This is a genomic window from Bacillus sp. DB-2 (assembly GCF_003315125.1).
GTDB classification, from domain to species: domain Bacteria; phylum Bacillota; class Bacilli; order Bacillales; family Bacillaceae_G; genus Bacillus_A; species Bacillus_A mycoides.
This window is the reverse complement of the sequence record NZ_QNRN01000005.1, coordinates 244,483-269,962: the sequence shown is the minus strand read 5'-3', so window position 1 is coordinate 269,962 and position 25,480 is coordinate 244,483. Positions and strand designations below refer to the sequence as shown.

The following is a 25,480-nucleotide window of genomic DNA, read 5'->3' as shown; positions in this document are numbered from 1 at the left end:
TTGTTATATTACAATATCGTAAGAGAGATGTAATGAAAATCGATAGGGGAGAAATACAATTTTGTGTACACTTCATGTATAGAGAAATGTGAGAGCAGGTGAAGGTGTACGATGGATTTTCTAGAAGTATCAAAACGTAGTATAAAACGAAATATGAAAGATTATTTTCTATACTTTATTTCATTAGTAGGCAGCATTATTATTTATTTTACATTCGTATCGATTAAACGAAATGAAAGTGTAGTAGCTCTTTTAAAAGAGTCGGATAAAGTGGAAACGACATTTACGTTTGCACAAATATTGTTGATTATCTTTTTAACGATATTTGTTTTTTATTGTAATAGCTTCTTTTTGAGAAAGAAGAAAAAAGAAATTGCGCTATATAGTTTATTAGGTATCCGTAAAGAAGAAATTGCGAAGTTACTCTTTTATGAAACGTTATTAGTTGGTGCTGCGGCAAGTGTATTAGGTATTATTTCTGGTTTATTTATAGCGAATATATGTGCAGGGCTTCTTGTGAAGTTAATGGGAAGTGCGTTTACGTTCACATTTACGATTTCATTTTTATCTATAGTAGAAGTCCTTATAACGATAGGTGCGATTTTCTTTATTGCATCATGGAAAAGTAAAAAGTTAATTTATGAGCATCGTTTAGTTGAATTACTATATGGTGAAAATCAGAAAGAAGAGGCACCTACGTATTCAAGTAAGAAGGCAAAACGAGCGATTGTTTTATTAATGACAGGTTATATAATTGCGTTACTCACACAAGTTTTTGGGTTTGGAGCAATTTTTATTACAGGTCTACTTATTTTTGGGTGTATTGTAAAAGGTACGTTTTTACTATTTGAGCAATATACAGTGAAATCACTCCATAAAATAAAGGGAGATAAAACGAAATATTGGAATGGAACGAACATTTTATCCATTTCTTCATTGTTCTTTAGAATAAAAGGGAACGTAAAGATGCTTGCGCTATTATCTTTATTAAGTGCAGTGACGCTATGTACGATTGGAATTAGTTCTAGTATGTATTATGGAGCGCAGAAAACGGCGACATTAATGAATCCAGTTAGTTATGAGTATGTAACAACTGGAAAAGGATTAGATAAGAAAGTTAGAGAAGAAATTCAAAAGCATGAGTTAGCAATCAAACATGAAACGTCTGTAGCTATGCTCTCTATGCAAGGGAAGATAGATGGAGAACAAATATTAACTGGGTATTTAATAGGTAATGGTAATGTACAAGTTATAAAAGAGTCGGATTTTAATAAATCAGCTTCTATGTTAGGTAATAAAAAAGCTGTGCTTCATTCGGAAAAGGAAGCAATTTTATTAGATACGTATAAATCATATAACATTGAAAAGAATTCGCTTGAAGGAAACAACGTGTCTTTTGAAGGGATGAAGAATGGTATAACAATTGTTGATCATCGTGAGGAAACAATTGTTAGTGCGAAACTGGCACCGGTTGGACTTGTTGTTCAAGATTCGTTATTTAATAAGTTGCAGCAAGGAAATGCTGTTTCAAAGGTAAGGGGATTTATCGTTGAAGGAAACGGTAGTAGAGAGCTAACGAAAGAGCTAGAGACTATTCTTTTTAAGGAAGCGAAATTCCAATCATTTGAACAGGCGAGTCAAGCTGAGTTGCAAGATGGTGCAGTGTTGTTATTTGCAAGTGTATTTTTAGGGATTGTTTTTATTCTTGCTACTGGCTGTATTTTATACTTTAAACAAATAACAGAAGCGATGGCAGAGCGACCAGCATACGGAATGTTAAAGAAAATCGGACTAACGAAAAGAGAAGTAACAGAGTCTGTAAGAAAACAAGTAGGAGCGATTTTCGTAGTACCATTACTGCTTGCGATTTGTCATACGTTCTTTGCATTTTTAAGTTTGATGGGCTTTACAGGAATGTTTGAATATAGTCTTCCTATACTAGGTAGTATAGGAGTGTATATCATGATTTACTTTAGTTACTATATGTTAACGGTTCGATCGTACACAAATACAGTATTCAGCGATAGAAAATAAAAAAGAAGCGAGCAATTTTTCATGCTTGCTTCTTTTCTTTATTTTGTAGAAACTTCACCTGCAGCTTCTGTTTGTGGAGTACAGTATCCGATTATACCACCGATTATTGCTGGAACAATCCAGCCGATTCCTAAGTTATAAAAAGGAATTGTGTGTACGATATTAGCGATAAAACTTGGTATCATTCCCACATTATCAAGTGCATGAATACAGCTAATAATGAATGCTGCGATCATCGCTCCGATATAGACAGAAGGTTTACGTTTCGTATATTTATCGATAAATGATACGAAAATTAAAATGATTGTAATTGGATATAAAATAATTAATACGGGTAATGTAATTTTGATTAATAAACTTAATCCTAAGTTTGAAATAACGAAGCTAAAAATACAAACGTATAGTACAAGCTTCTTATATGAAACATTTGTTAATACTGTTGTGAAATAGTTGGCGAATGCACTTACAACACCGATTGCAGTCGTTAAACAAGCAGCTATAATTGCGATACTTAATAAAACATTACCGCTTGTCCCAAAAAATTGATACATAATAGTTGCTAATAGTTGACCGCCATTTTCAAATTGTCCTAAGTTTCCGTTTGAAGCGCCGATATAACCTAGTAAGAAGTAAACAATTGTTAAGAAAAGAGCCGCAATGCTTCCGCAAATAATTGTATATTTCGCAATGGATTTCTTATCTTGTATACCGTTTTGGCGAATTGCATTTACAACAATCGTTGATAATACGAGTGCTCCGATTGCATCTAATGTTAAAAAGCCTTCAAGAAATCCTTTGAAAAATGGAATTTCTTTATAGTCACCAACAGGTTCTGCAAATGATCCTGGTGAAAGAATCGCTTTTGTTGCCATAATTGCAATAATTCCAAGCAAAATTGGCGTTAATATTTTTCCGATATGATCTACTAATTTGGATGGATTTAACGATAAGAAGTAGACGACTATAAAGAAAATCGCACTAAAAACTAACATAGAGTACCATTGATCTGGGAAAAGTGGTGCAATCCCAATTTCATAAGATACAGTTCCAGTTCGTGGAATAACAAATAGTGGGCCGATGGAAAGATAAATAATGATAGCGAATACTGCTGCGAATTTTGGGTGAACACGGCTCGCTAAAGTATTAAAACTACCACCAGCAAGGGCAACAGCGACGATAGCTAGTAAAGATAAACCGACATCTGTAATAATAAATCCTGTAATGGAAACCCACATATTTTCTCCGGAAGAAAGACCGAGAAGAGGCGGGAAAATCATATTACCAGCACCGAAGAAAACTGCGAATAGTAATAAACTAATCGAAAGTATTTGCGCTGGTTTTAAAGTTGTACGCATATAAAGAAAAGCCTCCTAATGAGCGTTTTTTTGTCGAAAATTCAAATAATTTGTCGATTGACTGTTATTATTTTAAAGGTCTGATGACTAGAAAGCAAGAGGGAATTTTAAAAATATTTTAAAATAATGCGTAAAATTGAATAAATATACTATTTATATGTTAATGCAGGAAGAATTTCACTTTTAACGTAAAAAAACACATATCGCTAGGATATGTGTATTAAAAATAAATTTGCCTATCACGTTCTTCTTTTAAAATTTCTACAGCCTCTCGGAAACGTTGAGAATGGACAATTTCTCGTTCGCGTAAAAAGCGTAAGCTATCATTTATATCGGGATCGTCTGATAAATCAATTAGCCATTGATAAGTCGCTCGTGCTTTTTCTTCAGCTGCAATATCCTCGTATAAATCTGCGATAGGATCTCCTTTCGCTTGAATGTAAGTGGCAGTAAAAGGAACACCACCTGCATTATGGTAAAACAAGGCACTATCATGATTCGCATAATGCGCGTCTAATCCGGCAGCTTTCATTTGTTCAGGTGTTGCATCTTTTGTTAATTTATAAATCATTGTAGCAATCATTTCTAAATGTGCGAACTCTTCTGTACCAATATCGGTTAGTAAGCCAACGACTTTATCAGGAATTGTATAACGTTGATTTAAGTAGCGAAGAGCAGCCGCTAATTCACCGTCCGCACCACCGTACTGTTCAACTAATAATTTTGCGAGTGCTGGATTACAAGTACTCACCTTAACAGGATACTGTAATTTTTTTTCATAAATCCACATAGTTTCTCTCCTTCATATTTGCCATGGCCATGGTCCTTTGCTCCATTCCCATGGAGCGTTAGAATAACTGTTTCCAAACTGCTGAAGTGGTCCGTATCTTTCTTCAATTTTTTGTTTTAATACTCTTCGTTTATAAGAAAAATCGTTGAATTGATTTATAGCTACAGTATCGTCGGGATGCGTATCTAAATAGAGAGTAAGTTCAACTAATACAAAGTCTAATTCTTGCAGCTCTTCAATCCATTTGTAATATTCATCAGGCAATGTTTGTGTCACGTTTTTGTTCACCGTCCTTTTTTGTAAGGATTTTCATAATAATCATAAAAAGCAGGCCATAAAGTCCCTTTTCTTAAAGCTTCTTTTGGTGTGAATTGGAGTAAATTAGTTGGTTGAAAACCCATATATAAGTGAGGGGGAGTTGAGTAATATTTCTTTCCAATTGGAGGGCAAGGATCGTTTGGGCCATGAAAAGGTATGTAGGATTTCATAAATTCATCCATGTTACACGCCTCCTTTATAAATGAAATATTCATCACTACGTATTGTATTCGTACATAATTGCAAATTATGACTCATATAGAAAACTAAAAGGGGCAGGGGGAGTGCGGATGGAAAGTGTTACAACATGTATTGTATTAGAATCTAAAAACTTAAAGGAAACATTATATTTTTATGAAGGAATTCTAGGGTTTAAACCGAGCAAGGAGAGGCCACAAATACGTGTAACAGGTGTGTGGTATGATATCGGCTCAACGAGAATTTGTTTTGTTGTAAACAGGGGACTGGGAGAACATAGAGAGACTGTCACATCATCAGCTACGGAGATATTTTTAAGAACCTCAGATATCGAGCGGATAAAGAAAAAGTTAGAGTTTTATCATATATCATTTGTGGAAGATTGCTGTGGTGAAGAAGTAAGAATAACTTTCTATGACCCAGATCGTTTTAAACTCCAATTTGTATCAAAAGAGAATACAGAATAGCTTCTTTTGTAATGTAATAATCTTAATGGCGATGAAAAAAATATTGACAAGCTCCTCCAAATATTTTAATGTGATTGTATAAAATTGTGTATATAAAGGGGAGTAACTTATTACAATAAAGTCGTCATTACAGGGAGAAACCCTCGGCTTTATTGGCAACGATTTCGTTGTTAGTGAGACCTTTACCAGCAATGGTAAAGGCCCCTTATTGTCTTTTTAGGACCCTTACCATATTTGGTAGGGTCCTTTTTGTATACAAAGAGAGGAGATATAAAAATGAAAAAACTTTTTAGTAGATTAAGAGTTGTATTTCATGTCCGCAAGTTTGTTCCATTCCTATTTGACTTTTTTACTTCAAAAGAGGTTTCAATAAAGAAGAAAATCTTATCTATAGCTTTTTTAGTTGGCTATGTTGCGATGCCACTCGATTTAATTCCAGACTTCTTACCGTTTATCGGTATTTTAGATGATATTGGAATTGTTTTATTCATTTTGAACCGAATTGTAAAGATGGCACCAGTACAATTACAAGAAAAGCATAACGTAAATGTAGGATAGGAGTTAAAAATATGGAGCAAATTATTTTAGATATAATCGAGTATTTAAAGCAGTTTTCTTATTTTGGAGTTGTGTTAGCTTTAACTTTTGAATTTATTCCAGCAGAGGTAGTTTTGCCTCTTGTTGGGTATTGGGTATACGAGGGTGATATGAATTTTTGGCTTGCTGTATTAGCTGGAACAATTGGAGGAACGACAGGACCATTAACGTTATATGCACTCGGTTATTACGGTGGTCGTCCTCTGTTAATAAAATACGGGAAATACTTCTTTATTAAAGAAGAACAAATTCAAAAAGCAGATGATTTCTTTGAGAAATATGGGCCGGTTGTAGCATTTTTAGGACGCTTCATCCCGGGAGTTCGAACACTTATTTCCGTTCCATGTGGTATGGCGAAAATGAATATATGGAAATTTAGCATATATACATTTGTAGCAATGTTCCCGTTAACGACTTTGTATATTTATTTTGGAATGAAATTAGGTCCGCATTGGGAAAAAGCAGGGGCTATTGTTGGGGAGTACATGTTACCTATATTAGTAGTTGTCCTTGTAATTGTGGCTTGTATCCTAATCTATAAATATATGAAAAAGAGGGACAAAACGGAATCTATTTAAAGATAAAGGCGCATAATTTTTGGTGAATATAGATGAATAATACAGGCAAAGGACTCTTAAGGACATACACATATAAGGAATAAGTAAGAGAGAGGGGAAATTTCTATGGCTTGTGAATGCTCAGGGGCGGCGTTAACTTGTTGTCCAGATAAAAATTTTGTACAAGATAAAGTGTGTAGTCCATGGTCAGGAACTGTAGTTGCTACTGCAATTACAAATGTGCTGTATAACAACAATATTAATCAAAATATGATTGGAACAGGGTTCGTTAGGTATGACGTCGGGCCAGGTCCAATCACGCTGACAGTTTTGGATGCAACAGGAGCTACACTTGATACACAAACATTAAATCCTGGAACGAGTATAGCTTTTACGTACCGTCGTTTCCAGACAATTGAAGTAACTTTACCTGCTGGAACAGCTGGAACATATCAAGGAGAGTTTTGTATAACAACACGTTATCCACTTTCATAATAGAAAAGGAGAGGACTAAGATGTGCAATTCTAACTTATCATGCTGTTCCAGTAAAACACTTGTTCAAGATCAGGTGTGTATAGATTGGGCTGCTACTGGTGCGGTCACTGAAACGGTATATACGGATAATATTACACAAGACTTGTACGCATCTGGATATGTAAAATATGATGTGGGTGTAAATCCAGTTACAGTAAACTTTCTAGTAGGAGCGACAGTAGTTAATACAATTACTGTACAACCACAAAGTAGTGGATCGTTTACAGTAAGGTATTTTACTACAATTCAAATTGTAACAACAGGGACGGCAACGAGCCAAGGGCAATTATGCCTTACAGTGCGTTATCCGATTTCATAAGGAAAAGCATACCGTAATGGTATGCTTTTTTGTATAGTTTGTAAGTTAGGGTGGTAAAGAATTTTATAAGCAAAATGAGAATTGGCAACAATATTTTCCCTCTATATATTGAATTGGGTTATTTGGAATATTAACGATTGTCACAGATTGTAATGATTGACCTGTATATGACATTGTGTTGCCAGGATAGACAGTAAAAGTATTTGTCACCTGCCCAATAATTTGAACGGTAATCCCTCCAGTACTACTAGTGCTATTATACACAGAAATGGTACCTGATATTTTAAGTAAACCATCTCCTTCCCATAAAACTAATGTGGAATTTTCAGAAGGTGGAGGGATTTCTTTTGTTATAAAAAAATTACCAGCGAATTCATTCGTGACTAGTTCACAGCTTGGTGGTTTAGGTGGTTTAGGTGGATCGTAGGGAGGGCAGATGATAGATAAAGGGGCATAGCAGCCGATATTTTTTTTACAAGCCATTAATAGTTCCTCCCTTCATAGCTACTATTTATTACTATTAAATGTTGTAAAGCGATAGGTTGTGTTAATAAAGGAGCGAAAAATTTCACGAAAGATGTTTAATAGGCTTACAGCTCATAATAAGTTATGAGAATCTGTAAGACAAAAGGTGGTTGTATAAGATAATACAAGTAATGTGGGATGTTACACAAAATTGACTGTATATTTACAAAACTTAAATAAATTTCATTCTTAATTCAAACTAAGTTAATATGCATTCGATACAATAACCATTGTAAATAGTTTATTATATGAGGAGGATTTACGTGGAAAGAACTGCTTTAAGAAAAGTAAAAGGACTTATTGGATTATTGATGGTTTTTGTATTAGCATTCGTGTCATTTCCGTGGAGTGCGTCGGTTAAAGCGGAAGAGAAAAAGCAAGAAAAGGCACCAAGTGAGAAGAAGCTTGTTTTTCCAGTTGTAAGTGATGTGCATATTAAAGATAGTGGAACAGATGATACGTTCCGCTGGAAAAGAGCGATTGAGCAATTTAATACGCTTGCACCAAAGCAAGATGCGTTTGTCATTGTAGGTGATTTTACTGATTCGGGTTCAGTAAAGCAATATGATCGTTTTATGCAAGTGTATAACGAAAATGCAAATAAAGATGCGGTACGAATGAATTCTCTAGGTAATCATGATTATTGGAACGGCTTATCTGTAGAGGGAGCACAGAAGCGTTTCTTAGAAAAGACAGGAATGGAATCGATTTATTATCATAATGTAGTAAAAGGGTATCACTTTATCGTAATGTCACCAGAGGATGGAACAACGCATGGCTATTATTCGGACAAGCAAATTAATTGGTTAAAAGAAGAAATGGCAAAGGCACAAAAAGATGATCCAGAAAAACCGATTTTTGTGTTTTTACATCAACATATTAAAGATACAGTGTACGGTAGCCAAGAATGGGGAACGAAAGATAGTGCAAAAATTAATGCGGTATTAAAAGAATTCCCACAAGTAATTACGTTTTCAGGTCATTCACATTATCCGTTAGATGATCCAAGATCGATTCATCAAAAAGACTTTACGTCTGTTGGAACATCTTCTGTAAGCTATATGGAAGTTGAAGGTGGTAAAGTACAAGGGAATATCCCGCCAGGAGCTAGCACGTTAAGCCAAGGTCTATTAGTAGAAGTAGATGATAAAGAAGTAACAATTAATCGTCGTGATTTCCATACAAATTCTTGGACAGGTGAGCCTTGGAAAATTAAATTACCAACGAAAAAAGAAGGATTCAACTATGGAGAAGATCGTGATAAAGAAAAGCCATACTTTGCGAAGGATGCAAAGCTTGCTGTATCAAATGTAACGGAAAATGCGGCAACAGTAACATTCCCGCAAGCATTGGACAACCTTCTTGTTCATTCTTATCGCTTGCAAGCAAAGGATAAACAAACAGGTGAGATTAAAAATAAGCTATTAGCGTTCTCTGAATTTTATCGTGATCCAGTGCCAAAAGAACTTACATTTACGCTTGCTGGATTAGATGGCGGGAAATCATATACACTTGAAGTGGTTGCAATTGATTCGTTTGGCAATGAAAGTGAGCAACCATTAACTGCAGAAATCACAACGAAAAAAGATAATATTGATCCGAATGTGAAAGTACCAAAGGCAGACGTTTTTGATGTGAATTTCTTAGATGGTACATTTAAAGATAACTCACCGTTTGGGACGAAAGGTGATGTGAAAGGGAATGTATTTATTGAATATGATAAAGCTCTGAAAACAAATGTAATGAAATTAAATGGAAAAGCAAATACATTTGGGTACCTTCCATTTTCAGCAGCACAAAAAGAAAAAGTAGCGAATACGTTTACGTTAGAAACTGTATTTTCGATGAATGAAATTCGTGGACAAGGAATTTTACAAAATACAGAGAGTGGCGGAATTGGTTTTGAATCTACAGGAAATGGATATGTAGAACTATGGGCTCATATTGGTGGCAGTTATAAACGTGTAGGCGTTCAATTAGCAGCAAACAAAACGTATCATTTAACAGGAACGTATAACGGTAGTGAAGTAGCAATTTATGTAGATGGTAAAAAAGTAAATAGTCAACCAGCTCAAGGGAAAGTATATCACCCGAACGTGCCATTTGCACTTGGTGCAGACCCAGATAGTAACGGAAATGGTGGTATTCCGTTAAATGGACAAATTGCACTTGCAAAATTATATAGTAAAGCGTTGAGCTCTTCAGAAGTATTAGCAGCATATAACGAGTTTTCTAATCGTACAAAATTAGAGCAAGTAAATGCGTTATATGAAGAGAGTGGAAAAGTGAAAGAAGTGTTAGCTGGTACTTATGAATTTGGTGAAAAACCAGGTCAGTATTCACAAGCAGCTTTTAACGAATTACAAAGAAGTTATGACAATGCAAAGAAAGTGTTTGAGAATATAGCAAGTACAGGAGAACAAATTGTTCAAACGTATAATGAATTAAAAACAGCAAACCAAACATTTGTACAATCAAAGGTAGCAGAAGAGCAGCCAAAAACACCGAAAGAAAAATTAAAAGTGAATGTTGAGTTTGCAAAAGCTTTAGTAAAGAAAGCGCAAGATGGAAATGTAACAGACGGTTCTGTTAAATCATTAAGTCAAAAAATCACAGTTGCAGAAGCTGTGTTAAAAGATAAAAATGTAAAAGATGAGTATGTGGAATCAATGAATCGTACGCTAGAGCACGCTATTTCACTTGTTGAAAAAAGCATTAACAAATAAGGTATAAGAAAAAGAAGCTTATCATGATAGGCTTCTTTTTTGTTATACTAAAAGTAGCATAGAAAAAGGGTAATTAACTGTTACGATTTATTTAACCAATTATAACCAAAGTTAATTAAATATATCAGTAAGCCCTGCTAGTCAAGTGATTGGCTAGTAGTGAGGGGTAACTGCGGGCAATCCCTAAAGCTGATTGAACTACAACGTGGCTAGAAATAGCGAGCGTGAATGTTGCGAAAGCAGAAAAAATCAATCAGATCGTGCAAGGTTAAATCCTAAACACTAGAACAATGGGTCTTCCGCCTCGAATCATCTAAGTCAAAATGGATAAGATGAACGTTCAACGACTATCTCGTATAACTGACGAGAGTACACCACAAGCCTATGGTGGTGGAAAAATCCTCTATCTTTAAGTAGATAAACATATAGTCTGCGCTCATGTGAAAACATGAGAAGTTCATAAGAGAACTGGCTAAGGAATTGCGCCCTTATTTGAACAAGATAAATTTCATTAAATCTATCAAACTTCATTGAAAATTTAGAACGTACGTGCTATGTTGGGTTCAATGAGGTGAGAATAATAATGAAATTTTCACGAGTTAGTCAAGTATCAGAATTAACAGGTTTGCATCCGAGTAGTCTCAGGAGAATGCTGGTGGAACACGCTACTATTCAGAAGAACAAATCTTTCATTAAAGAAGTTAAATTCTGATGATATTGGCGAAGAAAGTCAGACTAATTCCAACGCCTGAACAAGAAAAAGTGCTTAGAAACCATGCTGGTGCTGCAAGATTTGCTTATAACTATTGTAAAAGAATGAGTGATAGATACTATAAGCTATTTGGAAAATCTGTTTCACAGTTAGCTTTACAGAAACGATTTACAAAGATCAAGAAGCGAAAGCAATATGAGTGGTTAAAAAATATCAACGCACAAGTTCCCAAACAGGCTTCAAAAGATTTTGACAAGGCGCGAAAAAATTCGTTCGAAAAGTACAAAAATGGTTATCACACTTCTGATAAATCCAAAAAAGATGTAATCCAAGGATTTTATGCCAATTATGAAAGACTGATTATAGGAAAGAAAGTAGTTCATATTCAGTCCATTGGAGAAGTGAAAACAAGCCAACAACTACCAAGAAATAAAAAACCATCCAATCCAAGAGTTACCTTTGACGGTCGTCACTGGTGGATTAGTGTAGGATACCAAGAAGACTTTGAATTACAAGAACTAACGAATGAGTCGATTGGTGTGGATGTTGGTTTAAAAGAGCTTTTTGTAGCTTCTAATGGTATGAAAGAACGAAATATAAACAAAGATGCCAAGGTTAAAAAACTTTTGAAAAGGAAAAAGTCAGCTCAAAGAGATATGTCTAGGAGATTTAAAAAAGGTGTAAAAATTCAATCTGCCGGATATGAAAAAGCTAAAACTGAGCACCTGCGGTTATCTAGGAAAATTACGAATATCCGAAATAACCATATCCACCAAGCAACAGCTAAATTGGTGAAAACCAAACCAATGAGAATTGTTGTGGAAGACTTATTTATCTCAAACCTGTTAAAAAACAAAAAACTATCGAAAGCATTTTCATTTCAAAAATTAAACTTCTTCTTTCAATGTTTGTCATACAAGTGCGAGAAGTATGGCATTGAGTATGAAAAAGCTGATAAATGGTTCGCCTCAAGCAAGATTTGTTCATGTTGCGGAGTAAAATACGACCATTCAGTTCAACCAGAAGGACAGTGGAGTTTAAAAATACGTGAGTGGTGTTGTGTTGGGTGCAAGAGCCATCACGATAGGGATGTAAATGCGTCGATAAATTTATCAAGATGGGTAAAATAAATGCTTGATAATAGGAGGTAACGATACTGCCTCGTGTGGAGTGTTATACCCCTCGTCCCTTCGGGGTTGCGAGAACACGATGAAGCACTAACTCGTGTAAATTTGATTGAATTGTATAGATTTAGTTAAGTTTATCGTATCGGAGCGAATAATTTGGAAGAGAAAAAGCTAAAAAGAATTCTTGAATATGTATGGATCGCGGTTGTGCTCCTTGTAGGATATTATTTCTTAAAAGAGAAAAGTATATGGGTTCTATTTTTAATGACGTTTTTATTAGCGGGGTTAGGAACGCTATTTATTAACTTTTTCTTTGATAGTGTAAACGCGTGGAGAAAGAAAAAGAAAGAGACGAAGTAAGGGGAGATAAGTATGCAAAAGTTGCAGGTTATGTACTCACTTGCATCGGTATATTTATCATTTTACAAACGTTAACGAAAAAACATAATAGAACATGAAAATAGCTCGCCTTTATTATAGGCGAGCTATTTTGTTATGCTTCTTTTTCTCATCATTTGTTTTTTCAGTAGCTAAATGACTAAGAAGGGAACCGAATAGTGTGAACCCATTGGAAAAGAGTATGTAAGTGAATGAAGATACAGTTATGGCATGTAGTTTTTTTGAAATTTCTGGATTAATCTTATTATAATTCAGAATATTTTGTCAAATAAAACTTTAACAAATAAAATGCTGCTTGTAAGGAGAAACTATGTGCAGAAATAGATGTAGGAACAAAAAGATTTACTTTATATAGTAGGAGAAGATGCTATGTTATTTTATTTTGAACTTGTCGTCATTTTACTTTGTACGAAATTAGCTGGTGATATTAGCGTTAGGCTCGGCCAGCCTTCTGTACTCGGTAAATTAATCGTTGGTATTATTATCGGTCCGGCTTTGCTAGGTATTATTAATAGTTCAGAACTTATTGATGAGCTTAGCGAAATTGGTGTTTTGCTACTTATGTTTATGGCGGGACTTGAGACAGATTTAGAAGAGTTAAATCGGAATTTAAAATCTGCATTCGCAGTAGCGATGGGAGGAATTATTTTCCCATTCCTTGGTGGGTATTTAGCAGGACTTGCGTTTGGAATGTTACAGTCGCATGCGATCTTTTTAGGGTTATTACTTTGTGCCACTTCGGTTAGTATTTCTGTTCAAACACTAAGAGATTTAGGGAAAATGAATACGAGAGAAAGTACGACGATTTTAGGTGCAGCTGTATTTGATGATGTAATTGTCGTTATTTTATTAGCGTTTGTCATGAGTTTTTTAGGCACACAAGATGTAAATGTAACGCTAGTCATTGCAAAGAAAATCATCTTTTTTGTAAGTATTGTTTTCATCTCTTGGAAAGTTGTTCCGTGGATTATGAAAATGCTCGTACCACTTCGCGTAACAGAAGCGTTAATTAGTGCTGCACTTATTATTTGTTTCTCTTTTTCGTATTACAGTGAAATGATGGGAATCGCAGGTATTATTGGGGCATTTGCAGCAGGAATTGCGATTTCGCAAACAGAGTATAAGCATGAAGTGGAACATAAAATTGAACCGATTGCTTACGCGATATTCGTACCGGTTTTCTTCGTAAGTATTGGAATGGAAATTACATTTCAAGGTATCGGAAGCCAACTTTGGTTCATTATAATTATGACGCTCATCGCAATTTTCACAAAGTTAATCGGATCAGGTTTAGGAGCAAGATTAACAGGGTTTAACTTACAATCTTCTATTAGTATTGGTGCGGGAATGGTGTCGCGCGGGGAAGTAGCGCTTATCATTGCAGCAAATGGACTTGCGGCGAATTTGTTAGCGAAAGAAAATTTCACAGCGATTGTCATTGTTGTTATATTGACGACAATTATTACGCCGCCACTTTTAAAGAAGTATTTTGTATAGAGGGAAAGAGCTTATCTGACGTAGATAAGCTCTTTTTTATTACAAAATGCAGTGGTCATGTAGCATGAATGGATTGTAATTATGATAAAATCTATGTATGTGATATGACAAGGAGTGGGAAGTGTGAGGATTACGAAGGGGAAGGTTATCGGTGTAATCATACTTATTGCACTATGTATGCCATTTACCGCATGGAAAGAATCAAAAGTGAAAGATTTTCCAGTTTCTATTTTTTCTTCCTATGTAGAAGACGAAAACCCGAAAGACTATAAGTACACTGCTTTTGTACCTGACTTTGCAATTTGGATACATGGATGGGAAAAACAGCGATCTGAAGGTGAAATAACGTCATATAAAAAAGGGGATCGAACTGTAATTGTTCACCATCCTCCTGGCGATGATGGTTTTTATCTTTTTGAAGCAAGAGAAAATAAGTGAAAGCAACCATAAGAAGTGGAGGTTAAATAGTGAAAGCTTCAACATTACTATTTAAAATTGAAAGTAATATGGATCAATTTTCACCAGCCGAAAAGAAGGTTGCCATGTACATAATGGAGAATGCAGAGATTGTTCCGAACTTAACGACGAAAGAAGTGTCAACGAATGCAGGCGCAAGTGAGGCAAGTGTTGTTCGCTTTTGTAAGTCGATTGGGATTGGGAGCTTTAAATCATTTAAAATCGCGCTCGTTCGTGAATTAACGATTGCTGATTATAATATTAATGATTTTTCAGTGATGAATACGGAAGATGGACCGTACGACTTGTTTAATAAAGTTACATATGTGAATAAAGCTGCAATTGAGGCGAGTGTCACGGCGATAGATAAGAAGGAACTTGAGAGAGCTGCAGATCGTATTGTAAATGCGGATAAAGTTATATTTTACGGAGTAGGTGGTTCAGCTACTCCAGCGATGGACGGGGCTTATAAATTTACACGACTCGGATTTACAGCGATGATGCTATCTGATTTTCATATGATGTTACCGCTTGTGACGAATTTAAAAGAAGATGATATATTTGTTGCGATTTCAACTTCTGGTCGTACGAAAGATGTACTTGAAATGGCGCAATATGCGAAGAAGCGAGGAGCTACAGTTATTGCGATTACGAAGCTAGATCAATCATCTCCTTTATATAAAGCGGCAGATATTCGCCTTTGTATGCCAGATGTAGAGCAAGACCATCGCATTGCGAGTATTGCTTCGAGAATGACGCAACTGAATATGATTGATGCTTTATATGTGATTACTTTCAATCGAATTGGTAATAAAGTATTAGATCAATTTATGGAGACGAGAGAAGAAGCATTACGGTTACGGAAATTGAAGTAGAAGAAAAGATGGGGAGACTCATCTTTTTTATTATCTTTGACACAAATATGTCATGTTATGAAATTTTATTTCATAAAATAAGAAAGAGTTATTGATTTTTAGTTTCTTAAAGTTATAATAAAAGTGTGAAATATAATTTCGAAGAGGGTGGCAATATGTTAGAGAATTTATCGACAGAACACCGTAATGAGAAAACGATGAATCTAGATGAGATGAGTATAAAAGAAGTGTTACAAAGTATGAATGAAGAAGATCGAACTGTTGCGTTAGCAGTTGAAAATGAAATAGAAGAAATTGAAAAGGTTGTACAAATTGTTACTAAGTCTTTTGAAGAAGAAGGCCGTTTAATTTATATTGGGGCTGGTACGAGTGGCCGTTTAGGCATTTTAGATGCGGTTGAATGTCCACCGACATTTGGAACAGATGATAAAATGGTGCAAGGATTTATAGCAGGTGGATTGAAAGCGTTTACCAAGGCGGTGGAAGGTGCCGAAGATCGTGAAGAGTTAGCAGAAGAAGATTTAAAAAGTATTGGATTAAATGAGAAAGATACAGTTATCGGAATTGCAGCAAGTGGCAGAACTCCTTATGTAATTGGCGGCTTGAAGTACGCAGGCAGCGTGGGAGCGAGTACAGCTAGTATCTCTTGTAATAAAAATGCTGAAATAAGTAAATATGCAAAACTAAATGTGGAAGTGGAAACAGGCGCAGAAATATTAACAGGCTCAACACGGTTGAAGGCTGGCACAGCGCAAAAATTAGTACTCAATATGATTTCTACAGCGTCTATGATTGGTGTAGGGAAAGTATATAAAAACTTAATGGTAGATGTTCAATCTACAAATGAAAAATTGGTAGAACGCTCAAAACGAATTATTGTTGAAGCGACAGGCGCTAGTTATGAAGTAGCTACAGAGTGTTATGAGAAAGCAGATCGTAATGTGAAAGCTGCGATTGTTATGGTATTGCTACAGTGTGAGTATGGGGAAGCACTGGAGAAATTAAAAGAAGCGAAAGGATTTGTGAAGAAGGCATTATAAAGTGAAACGATAAGAATAGGGAGGGGGATTCTATTATGAAGAAAGAAGAGAGAATGGCCAAAGAAATTTCGGAGCAACTTGGGGGAATAAAAAATATTCGTGGCATTGCTCATTGTATGACGAGACTGAGGTTAACGCTTCATGATGAAAGTAAAGTGAATATGGATCTTTTGAAAAAGGTTGAAGGCGTTATGGGCGTCATTGAAGATGAAACACTTCAAGTTGTTGTTGGTCCAGGAACGGTAAACAAAGTAGCAGCCGAAATGGAAGTTTTAACAGGATTACGAATTGGTGAGGTTGCAGATCATCATCTTGAAGATATTGGTCAAGAGATTAAATCAGAGATGAAGAAGAAAAATAATACACCAGTGAAGAACTTTTTACGAAAAATAGGTAACATTTTTATTCCGTTAATACCTGGTCTTGTTGCATCAGGAATTATAAACGGAGTTGCTAACTTCGCAAAAAACGCAGGTGCTGATCCGAATGCAACATGGCTACAAATGTTACTACTTATTGGCGGCGGTATCTTTACATTTTTAGGGATTTTAGTCGGTTGGAATACAGCGAAAGAATTTGGCGGGACACCAGTTCTTGGAGCGATTGCGGGTATTTTAATTTTCAATCCAGCGATGGCAAATGTGAAATTATTTGGTGAAGCAATGGTACCCGGGCGGGGCGGATTGTTTGCAGTTATTTTTGCAGCATGGCTTATGGTAGTAGTTGAGAGAAGAGTACGAAAAGCAGTGCCGAATGCAGTTGATATTATTGTAACACCGCTTATTACTGTATTAGCTGTAAGTATAGTAACGATGTTAGCGATTCAGCCAGCAGCGGGATTTTTATCTGATGGTATTACGAGCGGTATTAACGCAATTTTAAATGTTGGTGGGGCATTTGCTGGAGCAGTGCTAGCCGGAACGTTTTTACCACTCGTTATGGTCGGATTACACCATGGTTTAACACCGATTCATATGGAATTTATTAATCAAACGCACGTAACACCTTTATTACCAGTACTCGCGATGGCTGGTGCTGGGCAAGTGGGCGCAGCAATTGCGATTTATGTAAAAACAAAAAATAAACGACTTCGTAACGTAATTAAAGGTGGATTACCAGTTGGGTTTTTAGGAATTGGCGAACCATTATTATACGGGGTTACATTACCACTTGGGAAACCGTTTATTACCGCTTGTTTAGGAGCGGCAGTTGGTGGTGCATTCCAAGCAGTTATGAAAACGGCTTCACTCGGAATTGGCGTATCAGGATTATCTTTAATCCCGTTAATTGCTGATAATAAATATTTACTATATTTCTTAGGTTTAGTCATTGCGTATACTTTCGGATTTATCTTCACGTACTTCTTCGGATTTAAAGAAGAAATGGCAGAAAACATATAGAGAAAGGGATTCCTTTCTCTTTTTCTATTCATAGAAAGGGAGATTCATATGATAGGAGTTTCAATTTATCTTTCAAAAGGGCAAGTAGACAAACAAAAAGAGTGGCTAAAAATAGTGAAGGAAAACGGGTTTTTGTCTATTTTTACATCACTTCATATTCCGGAAGATGACCCAGGTACGTATAAAGAGTTAATTCAAACATTAGGGAAACAGGCTCTCGAAAATGAAATGGAATTAATGGTTGATGTCTCTCCGAAATCGCTACACCATTTAGGAATGACGTATGAAAATGGGGAAGAATTATTGGGGTGGGGCATTACTGGTTTAAGAATGGATTACGGCATTGCGCCAAAAGAAATTGCCCACGTATCTCATAAGATGAAAGTGGCTTTAAATGCGAGTACGATTACAGAATCTTTTTGGGAAGAGTTACTTGCGGAAAATATACGAGTAGAGAATATAGAAGCATGGCACAATTTTTACCCGCGTCCAGAAACAGGACTAGCAAAATCCTTCTTACAAAAACAAAATAAGTATTTACATGAGTGCGGAATAAAAACGATGGCATTTATTCCGGGAGATGGTGAAAAACGTGGTCCGTTATATGAAGGTTTACCAACGTTAGAAAAGCACCGCAATATGCGCCCGCTGGAAGCGTATTTAGAACTTGTACAAGATTGTGGTGTCGATAAGGTGTTAATCGGGGATATAAGCGGAAGTCTAGAAAGTGTACAAGAAATAGCGAGTGCGAGTGGTGGGATTATTCCAGTGCGATATGAGTCATTTATAAATGCAAGTGAAGTATTAAAAGTGGTAGAGCAAGTGCATACGAATAGATTAGATCCAGCACGTGATGTCATTCGCTCTGTCGAATCAAGAGAAGGAAATAAAGTTGTATTACAACCGATGAATACAATTTCAAGAAAGAAAGGTAGCATTACAATTGATAATGAATTGTATGGTAGATATGCTGGTGAAATGCAAATAGTTATAAATGATTTACCTGAAGATAGGAAAGTGAATGTTGTTGGAATGGTGATGGAAGAAGATGTGTCTTTATTGTCTTATATAGGTGCTGGGAAAAATTTTCAACTTTTTTCTAAGTAATAGAGCGAAAGCTTGAATTAGCGCTATTTTGTAAAAGACATTATTCGTAAAACGGATAATGTTTTTTGTTTTCTTTAAAAAAAGCATTTGACGAATGAAAAGAAATACCGTATTGTTTTGTCTTGTGAATAAATGTTCACCATAACAAAACAAAAAAGGAGAGTTCAAAATGAATCAATATATTGGTAATTTAATTATTCGTATCGTATTAGGAGTTACGTTCTTTGCACACGGTTTAGCAAAGTTTCAATCAGGTATAGATAACGTAGCAGGATGGTTTACAAGCATCGGTTTACCAGGTGGTCTTGCATATGGCGTAGCGACAGTTGAATTAGTAGGTGGTATATTATTAATTATCGGTTTAGGCGTGAGGTATGTAGGATTGTTATTCGCTCTTATTTTAGCCGGAGCTATCGTGAAGGTAAATGGAGCAGCAGGATTATTAGGAGATGGAAAGAACCCAGGGTATGAATTAGATCTTGCGTTATTATCAATGGGTGCGTATTTATTCGTTGTAAAAGCAGAAGGATATGTAGATCGTTTCTTAAAAGAGAAAGTAATGAAAACGAAGTAAATTTCATTTTTTAAGTGTTGACTTGACGACTTGGTGTAACTATAATGATTACATCAAGTCGATTAGTAATAAAATGATTCGTATATTTTTTTATTCTAGTTGTAACTAACTTAGTTACAACTAGAATAAAGCTTAAAGAATAAAGGAATATAAAAGAGTAAATAAAAAGTGGAGGAAATAACATGTCAAAATTACATTTAGAGGTTTTTACAGGGTCTGAGCAAGCATTTCAAGTTACATCCACAATTGTATACGGAGAAAAAGATGCAATTCTTATCGATGCACAATTTTTATTAAGTGATGCGCACCGTTTAGCAGCTCAAATTATTGAAACAGGAAAGAATTTAACTCATATTTATGTGACTCATTTCCATCCAGATCACTATTTTGGATTAAATGTATTACATGCAGCATTTCCAGAAGCGAAGATTGTTGCATTACGGAATACTGTTGAAGATATTCGTAACACATTTGAGAAGAAAGTGGAACAGTGGAAACCATCTATTGGGCATAATGTTCCTCATCAACCAATTGTTCCAGAGGAATTAACAGAAGAGAAATTGATTTTAGAGGGAAATGATTTAATCATTAAAGGTGGTTTGCAAGGTGATACACCGAATAATAGTTATGTATGGATTCCATCATTAAAAGCCGTTGTTACAGGCGATATCGTTTATAACAATACTTTCGTATGGACGTTAGAAACAGATGCTGAAGCTCGTCATAAATGGTTAGAAACATTAAGTGAACTTGAAAATCTTCATCCTGAAATTGTTGTAGCGGGTCATCGTGATTATGACGTACCAAATACAGCAGACGCGATTAAACATACTCGTAAATATTTAGTTGCATTTGATGAAGTTCTTGCAGGAAATCCTTCAAGTGAAGAAATTCAAACGGCAATAAAGGAGCGGTTCCCGCACGTTAAAGCGTTAGAAATTGGACTTGTTTTAGCGGCAAACGCGTTTGGGGTGAAAAAATAATGAAGCAAAAAACAAATTTAGAAATTGTTCGAAGCACATATGAAGGACCATCTTCTTCAAATGCAAAACATTTAGCGGAAGCTTTCTCTGAAAAAGTAGAGTGGACAGAGGCAGCAGGTTTTCCGTACGGCGGAACGTATATAGGTACAGAAGCTATAATGGAAAATGTATTTAGTCGTTTAGGATCAGAATGGGATGATTATAAAGCGAGTGTAAATACGTACCATGAAGTAAACGGAAAAGATGTGATTATTGCTGAAGGTGTTTACTCAGGAGTTTATAAAGAGACGGGAAAATCATTTGAGGCGGAATTTGTTCATGTATGGCAGCTTGAAAATGGAAAAATCGTGAAATTTAAACAATATGTGGACAGTTACATTGTACGAGAAGCGATGAAGGTTTAAAATGAAATAAGGAAACAAATGGAATCGGCTGTGCGCAGGCGATTCCATTTGTTTATGTAATTATTAGGGGAATGGGGAGTACATAATATGAAAAAATGGATAATAGGGGCAATTACAATGATTGTAATTGCGATAGGAGCTGTATTCGGTGTTACTAAACTTCTTAATTATATAGAGGAAGAGGAGAAGAGTCTTAAAACACAAAAAGTGATGAGCCAACAGGACAAGAAAGTTGCGGAAGAGAAGCCACAATTTAGTGAGGATGAAATTATTTCTACAATGCATAGGATGGTACATCAAAAAGTGAAATCATCTGATAAATGGGGATTTATCGAAATGACAAATAAGGAAATTCGTAGTGCGAAGAACGCAGTAGAAAGCAGTACAAATTTTAAATATAAAGCAAAGCTACTTTCTACTTTGGAGCGTTGGGAGAAAGGAGATTTTTCACAAACGGTTGAGGATCATAACTTTTTGTGGGAAATTCAAGGTGGTGATACCGGAAAGGCAACAGAACGTTTATCGCCAGAAGAAGAAAAGCAGTATGTGAAAGAAATGAAAGGTAAATAAAAGCATCGCCACTTTGGTGGCGATGCTTTTTCATTAAGAATGCTTTCGTACTAAAGCTCTAGTCGTCTGAGGAGAAACAGTTTTAAAATGAGAGAATAAATAGCACCCTGTAACGACGATAATTGTCCCGAAAATTTGAATCCATGTTAGTTCTTCTCCAAGGAAAATAAATGCTAAAATAGCTGTGAAAATTGGATTGAAATTTAGAAAAATCCCCGATGTAGTAGCGCCTAATTTCTGTACACCAATATTCCAAAACACCATACAAAGTACCGTTGAAATGAGTCCTGTATATAAAAGTGATGTAATGAAAGAAGAATTAATATTGGAAACAGTGAAGCTTCCTATGTTAAATGGTAGTAATAAAATAACGCCGAAAATACCAGAATATAATGTTGCCATGAGTGGTGTAGTTGTTTTTGTAGCCCATTTACTACAAACAGAATAGATTCCCCAAATACAAACAGCCGCAATCATCCATAAATCCCCGCTATTAAAATGTAGTGAAAATAAAAGAGCAAAGTTTCCTTTTAAAAGAACGAGGATGACCCCGAAAAATGAAAGAATCATAGAAAGAACTTGAAGCGTATTTACTTTTTCTTTTAGAAATAGCACAGAAAATAATGCAATTGAAATAGCGTTCAATGTAGAAATAAGACCTACATTCGTTGCGGATGTTTTTTCTAATGCTAAAAATTGAAAAATGTTGAAAAGAGCGACGCCTGTAATGCCCATAATTACTAACGGGATTATAGCAGCACGCGGTGGAATAATTTTCTTCTCTTTAAACCATACGAGTGGTAATAAACAAACAATCGCAATCATCCATCTTAAACTTGTCAGTGTCATTGGTGATGCATGATCAACGAGCGATTTCCCAACGACGAAATTCCCTCCCCATAGTAAGCTCGTTAATAATAGTAAAAAGACGTAAAAATAAGGCATGTCAAAATCCCCTTTGCCGTAATTAATATGAATTGTAAATAATTTTAGCATTTTTCTTTATTATGTAATATATTCTTTTGTATAATGATTAAAAAACAATAAAATATTTTGTTGTAAATATAATTTATAGAAAGATGTTCAGTTTTGTGTAAGGTGTGAGGTGTTTTTTCGAATAATCATCGGTAAGAAAAAGGAGGGATTTTGATGGAGTCATCTGTTATTAAAGTGCTTGATGATTTAGATGTACAAATTTTAGATATATTGCAGAAGGAGTCACAAGTAAGTAATGCAGAGCTTGCACGACGCGTTAATTTATCACCGGCTGCTATGCATGCAAGAATAAAAAGATTAGACGGGGAAGGATTCATTGATAAGCAAGTAGCAATTTTAAATCAAGAAAAGCTTGGATTTGATTTATTATGTTTCATTTTTATGAGCACGAATATTCATCAGTATGAAAAGCTTGAAGTGTTAGAACGAGAATTAGAATCTATGCCTGAAGTGTTAGAATGTCACTGTTTAACAGGAGAGTATGATTATTTATTAAAAGTTGCAAATCGTGATCGTAAGGAACTGGAGCATTTTATTAGGAAACTAAATAAATTAGGTATTACACGTATACAGACGAGTTTAGCACTTCGTGAAATTAAATATTCGACGGTATTGCCGATACGAAATGAGGAACCGAGCATCGATTAAGTTGCTTGGTTTTTTTGTTTGTGTAAAGTGAAACTTTAATCAGTGGGGGTTTTGTTCATCCACCACTGATTATTAGCCTTCACCAATCGGGCGTTTAGGGGCAGCCCGACTCCCACCTACCTTCTTTGCTTCAGCCGAATTTTGAGGTGGGAGTCTTACTGCCCGTTAATGCGGGATAAAATTCAGAAAAGTGATTGACGGAGAGAAAAGAGAGATGTATTATTATATAAAATTATGAATTAAAATTCATTCATTGTTATAAATATTAATGCTGGGGGCAAGGGGATATAATATGAAAATCTTTAATGCGGTTACAAGTGATGTGAAAGAAATTTATAATCTCATTGAAATGTATGCAAAAGAAGGAGTTGTTTTGCCGCGTTCTCTTTTGTCTCTCTATCAATATTTACAATGTTTATATGTTATGAAAGAAGGGGAGGAAGTCGTTGGAGTTGCTGGTTTGCATGTGTTAGGAGAGGATCTCGCAGAAGTACGATCGTTAGTAGTTTCGCATACATATGCAGGAAAAGGGATAGGGCGTAAGTTAGTGAATCATGTAATGAATGAGGCGGCGAAGATAAAAGTGAACAGGGTAATTTCTTTAACATATGAAACAGAATTTTTTCAAAAGTGCGGGTTTGATTTTATGAATAGAGAAGCATTGCCAGAAAAAGTGTGGATTGATTGTAGACATTGTCCAAAAGTTGATTATTGTGATGAGGTGGCGATGATACGGTATGTGGGTGAAATTTTTAGAGAGAAAAAAGGCCCACTATTATTTAAGAAATAGTGGGTATCTATATTTTGATCAGAAATGAGATGTTGTTAAGAATTTGAATTCGTTTGTCTCACTGCAAAATTAAAAATGGGATTTTTAAGCTCATAGTTATAAGTAGAACCATCGACCAGCCCTACAACTTTATCGCTATCATAAAGGTCGAGCATAAATTGTGCCATTTGTTTTGCCGTGTGGAATTTCGGTACAACACCATCATATTGGAACTCATCAATATTAAATGAACGTTTCGCAAATTCTGTTTCAGTTGCACCAGGAGCTAAAACTTTTGCTTGTAATTTTGCACCTTGTTCTTTCAGTTCGTGAGATAGTCCTTCTGTAAATGCACTTACATAAAATTTCGTAGCGCAATACGTAACAGCATTGGCAACAATCGTGTATCCACCGCCTGATGAAACGTTAATAAGCTGTGTTCCTTCGGTCATTGAATAATCTCGAACGAAAAGGGAAGATAGTATTGTTAGTGCTTCTATATTTACATGCAACATCGTTTCTATCTTGTTTAAATTTTGTTCAGCAATTGAGGCGAAATTACCAAAACCTGCGTTGTTAATCCACGTTTCAATTTGAAAAGTTTGTAGGCTTTCATAAAGTTTATAAACATTTTCAGTGACGGATAAATCAGTTCTTCGAATGACAACATCCAACTCTGGATGCATTTCGTTAATTTTTAATTTTAATCCGTCTAATTCTTCTTGTCTTCGAGCTACAAGTATTAAATTTTTTCCGCGAGATGCAAAGGCTAAAGCGGATTCATAGCCAATTCCTGAACTAGCACCAGTAATAACAGTATATTTCATATAAAAGCCTCCTAAATTCAAATTAATTTATCATGGTTAGATTGTATTTGTTAGAGTATACTCTAAGTCAAATGTTTTTTATAATTTGGATAAGGCAGTAAAATATATGAGAGTAAATGGCGTGCGGAGGGAGAATGGTTATGTACACAATTAGCGAGGTAGCTAAATTATTAGGAGTGAGCACACATACATTACGTTATTATGAAAAGGAGAACATATTAATTGCAAATCGCGATGCAAATGGGAATAGATTGTATGAAGAGTCACATATAAAGTGGTTGCAGTTTGTAATGAAATTAAAACAAACACAAATGCCAATAGCGAAAATAAGAGAATATGCTAGATTATATTTAGAAGGGGAGCATACAACCGAAGCTCGTTTACAACTGTTAGAAAATCATAAAAAATCTATTCGAACTCAAAGAGAAAACTTAGAAATTACAGAGAAGATGCTCGAAAATAAAATTATTGCATACAAAGACTCGTTGAAAAGTAAATAGCGTACAAAATATTTCGTTCTTTGTTGCATGTTGAAAAGGGAGTACAGGTCTTTGTTTTGGAATTTATCTATGAGTATTTTATTATAATGTGCCGATAAATTAAAAAAGAGCAGTTAGCTAAAAGCAACTGCTCGATTCAAAGGGATCTCCAAGGGGGGAATGGAGAAAATATTAT

General features: G+C 35.4%; 29 protein-coding genes. 22 read left to right on the top strand and 7 right to left on the bottom strand.

Translation table 11 applies throughout. The features are described 5' to 3' along the window. Positions 1 to 111: 111 nt before the first annotated feature. The gene (locus tag DET63_RS10970; protein WP_113936733.1) at positions 112 to 2,034 is read left to right on the top strand and encodes an FtsX-like permease family protein; all 1,923 of its coding nucleotides are present in this window, start codon (positions 112 to 114) and stop codon (positions 2,032 to 2,034) included. A 38-nt stretch (positions 2,035 to 2,072) separates the two neighbouring features. Here the strand turns inward: DET63_RS10970 and brnQ2 are convergent, their stop codons facing one another. The 4 genes from brnQ2 to DET63_RS10950 all read right to left on the bottom strand — a co-directional run bounded on the left by brnQ2 (position 2,073) and on the right by DET63_RS10950 (position 4,679). Continuing rightward, the gene (gene brnQ2 / locus DET63_RS10965; protein WP_113936732.1) at positions 2,073 to 3,389 is read right to left on the bottom strand and encodes a branched-chain amino acid transport system II carrier protein BrnQ2; all 1,317 of its coding nucleotides are present in this window, start codon (positions 3,387 to 3,389) and stop codon (positions 2,073 to 2,075) included. Positions 3,390 to 3,609: 220 nt separating this feature from the next. Further along, the gene (gene cotJC, locus DET63_RS10960; protein ID WP_002010774.1) at positions 3,610 to 4,179 is read right to left on the bottom strand and encodes a spore coat protein CotJC; all 570 of its coding nucleotides are present in this window, start codon (positions 4,177 to 4,179) and stop codon (positions 3,610 to 3,612) included. 12 nt (positions 4,180 to 4,191) lie between these two features. Continuing rightward, positions 4,192 to 4,455 carry a spore coat protein CotJB gene (locus DET63_RS10955; protein ID WP_002134568.1) on the bottom strand — a complete coding sequence of 88 codons (264 nt, stop codon included), beginning with the start codon at positions 4,453 to 4,455 and terminating at the stop codon, positions 4,192 to 4,194. 8 nt (positions 4,456 to 4,463) lie between these two features. Then, positions 4,464 to 4,679, bottom strand: coding sequence for a spore coat associated protein CotJA (locus DET63_RS10950; RefSeq protein ID WP_113936731.1), 216 nt, complete (start codon positions 4,677 to 4,679; stop codon positions 4,464 to 4,466). Between the two features lie 108 nt (positions 4,680 to 4,787). Between DET63_RS10950 and DET63_RS10945 the strand changes: the two genes are divergently transcribed. The 5 genes from DET63_RS10945 to DET63_RS10925 all read left to right on the top strand — a co-directional run bounded on the left by DET63_RS10945 (position 4,788) and on the right by DET63_RS10925 (position 7,170). Then, positions 4,788 to 5,162, top strand: a complete 375-nt coding sequence (locus DET63_RS10945) for a VOC family protein (protein ID WP_113936730.1) — start codon at positions 4,788 to 4,790, stop codon at positions 5,160 to 5,162. Positions 5,163 to 5,438: 276 nt separating this feature from the next. Continuing rightward, positions 5,439 to 5,720 carry a YkvA family protein gene (locus DET63_RS10940; RefSeq protein WP_002134573.1) on the top strand — a complete coding sequence of 94 codons (282 nt, stop codon included), beginning with the start codon at positions 5,439 to 5,441 and terminating at the stop codon, positions 5,718 to 5,720. A gap of 11 nt (positions 5,721 to 5,731) precedes the next feature. Next, entirely contained in the window at positions 5,732 to 6,337 is a 606-nt protein-coding gene (locus DET63_RS10935; protein WP_113936729.1) for a DedA family protein, read from the top strand. Between the two features lie 105 nt (positions 6,338 to 6,442). Next, entirely contained in the window at positions 6,443 to 6,811 is a 369-nt protein-coding gene (locus DET63_RS10930; protein ID WP_016093264.1) for a DUF3992 domain-containing protein, read from the top strand. A gap of 20 nt (positions 6,812 to 6,831) precedes the next feature. Then, on the top strand, positions 6,832 to 7,170 hold the full coding sequence (locus DET63_RS10925) for a DUF3992 domain-containing protein (protein ID WP_113936728.1): 339 nt from the start codon (positions 6,832 to 6,834) through the stop codon (positions 7,168 to 7,170). A gap of 63 nt (positions 7,171 to 7,233) precedes the next feature. Here the strand turns inward: DET63_RS10925 and DET63_RS10920 are convergent, their stop codons facing one another. Next, positions 7,234 to 7,653, bottom strand: coding sequence for an S-Ena type endospore appendage (locus tag DET63_RS10920; protein ID WP_113936727.1), 420 nt, complete (start codon positions 7,651 to 7,653; stop codon positions 7,234 to 7,236). A gap of 305 nt (positions 7,654 to 7,958) precedes the next feature. On the opposite strand from DET63_RS10920, the gene DET63_RS10915 reads away from it, so the two are divergent. From DET63_RS10915 to DET63_RS10855, 13 genes are all read left to right on the top strand, one after another. After that, the gene (locus DET63_RS10915) at positions 7,959 to 10,421 is read left to right on the top strand and encodes a LamG-like jellyroll fold domain-containing protein (protein ID WP_113936726.1); all 2,463 of its coding nucleotides are present in this window, start codon (positions 7,959 to 7,961) and stop codon (positions 10,419 to 10,421) included. A 711-nt stretch (positions 10,422 to 11,132) separates the two neighbouring features. Continuing rightward, positions 11,133 to 12,263, top strand: a complete 1,131-nt coding sequence (locus tag DET63_RS10910) for an RNA-guided endonuclease InsQ/TnpB family protein (protein WP_113936725.1) — start codon at positions 11,133 to 11,135, stop codon at positions 12,261 to 12,263. Between the two features lie 153 nt (positions 12,264 to 12,416). Continuing rightward, entirely contained in the window at positions 12,417 to 12,620 is a 204-nt protein-coding gene (locus DET63_RS10905) for a hypothetical protein (protein WP_061674975.1), read from the top strand. A gap of 408 nt (positions 12,621 to 13,028) precedes the next feature. Continuing rightward, entirely contained in the window at positions 13,029 to 14,156 is a 1,128-nt protein-coding gene (locus tag DET63_RS10900) for a cation:proton antiporter (protein WP_000899801.1), read from the top strand. A gap of 123 nt (positions 14,157 to 14,279) precedes the next feature. Next, positions 14,280 to 14,594, top strand: coding sequence for an outer surface protein (locus tag DET63_RS10895; RefSeq protein ID WP_113936724.1), 315 nt, complete (start codon positions 14,280 to 14,282; stop codon positions 14,592 to 14,594). Between the two features lie 29 nt (positions 14,595 to 14,623). Further along, entirely contained in the window at positions 14,624 to 15,487 is an 864-nt protein-coding gene (locus DET63_RS10890) for a MurR/RpiR family transcriptional regulator (protein ID WP_002188418.1), read from the top strand. A gap of 155 nt (positions 15,488 to 15,642) precedes the next feature. Beyond that, positions 15,643 to 16,527, top strand: coding sequence for an N-acetylmuramic acid 6-phosphate etherase (murQ, locus tag DET63_RS10885; RefSeq protein WP_113936723.1), 885 nt, complete (start codon positions 15,643 to 15,645; stop codon positions 16,525 to 16,527). A 35-nt stretch (positions 16,528 to 16,562) separates the two neighbouring features. Continuing rightward, on the top strand, positions 16,563 to 17,927 hold the full coding sequence (locus DET63_RS10880) for a PTS transporter subunit EIIC (protein ID WP_000711285.1): 1,365 nt from the start codon (positions 16,563 to 16,565) through the stop codon (positions 17,925 to 17,927). A 48-nt stretch (positions 17,928 to 17,975) separates the two neighbouring features. Beyond that, on the top strand, positions 17,976 to 19,034 hold the full coding sequence (locus tag DET63_RS10875; protein ID WP_113936722.1) for a DUF871 domain-containing protein: 1,059 nt from the start codon (positions 17,976 to 17,978) through the stop codon (positions 19,032 to 19,034). 169 nt (positions 19,035 to 19,203) lie between these two features. Next, positions 19,204 to 19,608: a DoxX family protein gene (locus DET63_RS10870; protein ID WP_001077751.1), complete on the top strand. Its 405-nt coding sequence runs from the start codon at positions 19,204 to 19,206 to the stop codon at positions 19,606 to 19,608. 182 nt (positions 19,609 to 19,790) lie between these two features. Beyond that, positions 19,791 to 20,591 (top strand): MBL fold metallo-hydrolase, encoded by an 801-nt coding sequence (locus tag DET63_RS10865; protein ID WP_113936721.1) that lies wholly within the window; start codon positions 19,791 to 19,793, stop codon positions 20,589 to 20,591. Beyond that, a complete protein-coding gene (locus tag DET63_RS10860; protein ID WP_033729782.1) occupies positions 20,591 to 20,995 on the top strand; it encodes a nuclear transport factor 2 family protein in 405 nt (134 codons plus the stop codon). The genes DET63_RS10865 and DET63_RS10860 overlap by 1 nt, the downstream gene beginning before the upstream one ends. Before the next feature lie 87 nt (positions 20,996 to 21,082). Further along, entirely contained in the window at positions 21,083 to 21,565 is a 483-nt protein-coding gene (locus tag DET63_RS10855) for a PRK06770 family protein (RefSeq protein WP_002125464.1), read from the top strand. A 33-nt stretch (positions 21,566 to 21,598) separates the two neighbouring features. Here the strand turns inward: DET63_RS10855 and DET63_RS10850 are convergent, their stop codons facing one another. Continuing rightward, on the bottom strand, positions 21,599 to 22,510 hold the full coding sequence (locus DET63_RS10850) for a DMT family transporter (protein WP_002169088.1): 912 nt from the start codon (positions 22,508 to 22,510) through the stop codon (positions 21,599 to 21,601). Positions 22,511 to 22,714: 204 nt separating this feature from the next. On the opposite strand from DET63_RS10850, the gene DET63_RS10845 reads away from it, so the two are divergent. Both DET63_RS10845 and DET63_RS10840 read left to right on the top strand, forming a co-directional pair. After that, on the top strand, positions 22,715 to 23,209 hold the full coding sequence (locus DET63_RS10845; protein ID WP_002140498.1) for an Lrp/AsnC family transcriptional regulator: 495 nt from the start codon (positions 22,715 to 22,717) through the stop codon (positions 23,207 to 23,209). A gap of 292 nt (positions 23,210 to 23,501) precedes the next feature. Further along, entirely contained in the window at positions 23,502 to 23,999 is a 498-nt protein-coding gene (locus DET63_RS10840; protein WP_113936720.1) for an N-acetyltransferase, read from the top strand. Positions 24,000 to 24,034: 35 nt separating this feature from the next. On the opposite strand, the gene DET63_RS10835 is transcribed toward DET63_RS10840, so the two are convergent. Next, a complete protein-coding gene (locus DET63_RS10835) occupies positions 24,035 to 24,805 on the bottom strand; it encodes an SDR family NAD(P)-dependent oxidoreductase (protein WP_113936719.1) in 771 nt (256 codons plus the stop codon). A gap of 140 nt (positions 24,806 to 24,945) precedes the next feature. Here DET63_RS10835 and DET63_RS10830 point away from each other — a divergent pair, with 140 nt between their 5' ends. Continuing rightward, positions 24,946 to 25,305, top strand: a complete 360-nt coding sequence (locus tag DET63_RS10830; RefSeq protein WP_002087388.1) for a MerR family transcriptional regulator — start codon at positions 24,946 to 24,948, stop codon at positions 25,303 to 25,305. The last annotated feature ends 175 nt before the right edge of the window (positions 25,306 to 25,480 follow it).

What these genes read in the sequence shown, in the direction of transcription:
- DET63_RS10970 (WP_113936733.1), top strand. Translation starts at nt 112, where the DNA reads ATGGATTTTCTAGAAGTATCAAAACGTAGTATAAAACGAAATATGAAA.
- brnQ2 (WP_113936732.1), bottom strand. Translation starts at nt 3,389, where the DNA reads ATGCGTACAACTTTAAAACCAGCGCAAATACTTTCGATTAGTTTATTA.
- cotJC (WP_002010774.1), bottom strand. Translation starts at nt 4,179, where the DNA reads ATGTGGATTTATGAAAAAAAATTACAGTATCCTGTTAAGGTGAGTACT.
- DET63_RS10950 (WP_113936731.1), bottom strand. Translation starts at nt 4,679, where the DNA reads ATGGATGAATTTATGAAATCCTACATACCTTTTCATGGCCCAAACGAT.
- DET63_RS10945 (WP_113936730.1), top strand. Translation starts at nt 4,788, where the DNA reads ATGGAAAGTGTTACAACATGTATTGTATTAGAATCTAAAAACTTAAAG.
- DET63_RS10940 (WP_002134573.1), top strand. Translation starts at nt 5,439, where the DNA reads ATGAAAAAACTTTTTAGTAGATTAAGAGTTGTATTTCATGTCCGCAAG.
- DET63_RS10935 (WP_113936729.1), top strand. Translation starts at nt 5,732, where the DNA reads ATGGAGCAAATTATTTTAGATATAATCGAGTATTTAAAGCAGTTTTCT.
- DET63_RS10930 (WP_016093264.1), top strand. Translation starts at nt 6,443, where the DNA reads ATGGCTTGTGAATGCTCAGGGGCGGCGTTAACTTGTTGTCCAGATAAA.
- DET63_RS10925 (WP_113936728.1), top strand. Translation starts at nt 6,832, where the DNA reads ATGTGCAATTCTAACTTATCATGCTGTTCCAGTAAAACACTTGTTCAA.
- DET63_RS10920 (WP_113936727.1), bottom strand. Translation starts at nt 7,653, where the DNA reads ATGGCTTGTAAAAAAAATATCGGCTGCTATGCCCCTTTATCTATCATC.
- DET63_RS10910 (WP_113936725.1), top strand. Translation starts at nt 11,133, where the DNA reads ATGATATTGGCGAAGAAAGTCAGACTAATTCCAACGCCTGAACAAGAA.
- DET63_RS10900 (WP_000899801.1), top strand. Translation starts at nt 13,029, where the DNA reads ATGTTATTTTATTTTGAACTTGTCGTCATTTTACTTTGTACGAAATTA.
- murQ (WP_113936723.1), top strand. Translation starts at nt 15,643, where the DNA reads ATGTTAGAGAATTTATCGACAGAACACCGTAATGAGAAAACGATGAAT.
- DET63_RS10880 (WP_000711285.1), top strand. Translation starts at nt 16,563, where the DNA reads ATGAAGAAAGAAGAGAGAATGGCCAAAGAAATTTCGGAGCAACTTGGG.
- DET63_RS10875 (WP_113936722.1), top strand. Translation starts at nt 17,976, where the DNA reads ATGATAGGAGTTTCAATTTATCTTTCAAAAGGGCAAGTAGACAAACAA.
- DET63_RS10870 (WP_001077751.1), top strand. Translation starts at nt 19,204, where the DNA reads ATGAATCAATATATTGGTAATTTAATTATTCGTATCGTATTAGGAGTT.
- DET63_RS10865 (WP_113936721.1), top strand. Translation starts at nt 19,791, where the DNA reads ATGTCAAAATTACATTTAGAGGTTTTTACAGGGTCTGAGCAAGCATTT.
- DET63_RS10860 (WP_033729782.1), top strand. Translation starts at nt 20,591, where the DNA reads ATGAAGCAAAAAACAAATTTAGAAATTGTTCGAAGCACATATGAAGGA.
- DET63_RS10855 (WP_002125464.1), top strand. Translation starts at nt 21,083, where the DNA reads ATGAAAAAATGGATAATAGGGGCAATTACAATGATTGTAATTGCGATA.
- DET63_RS10850 (WP_002169088.1), bottom strand. Translation starts at nt 22,510, where the DNA reads ATGCCTTATTTTTACGTCTTTTTACTATTATTAACGAGCTTACTATGG.
- DET63_RS10845 (WP_002140498.1), top strand. Translation starts at nt 22,715, where the DNA reads ATGGAGTCATCTGTTATTAAAGTGCTTGATGATTTAGATGTACAAATT.
- DET63_RS10840 (WP_113936720.1), top strand. Translation starts at nt 23,502, where the DNA reads ATGAAAATCTTTAATGCGGTTACAAGTGATGTGAAAGAAATTTATAAT.
- DET63_RS10835 (WP_113936719.1), bottom strand. Translation starts at nt 24,805, where the DNA reads ATGAAATATACTGTTATTACTGGTGCTAGTTCAGGAATTGGCTATGAA.
- DET63_RS10830 (WP_002087388.1), top strand. Translation starts at nt 24,946, where the DNA reads ATGTACACAATTAGCGAGGTAGCTAAATTATTAGGAGTGAGCACACAT.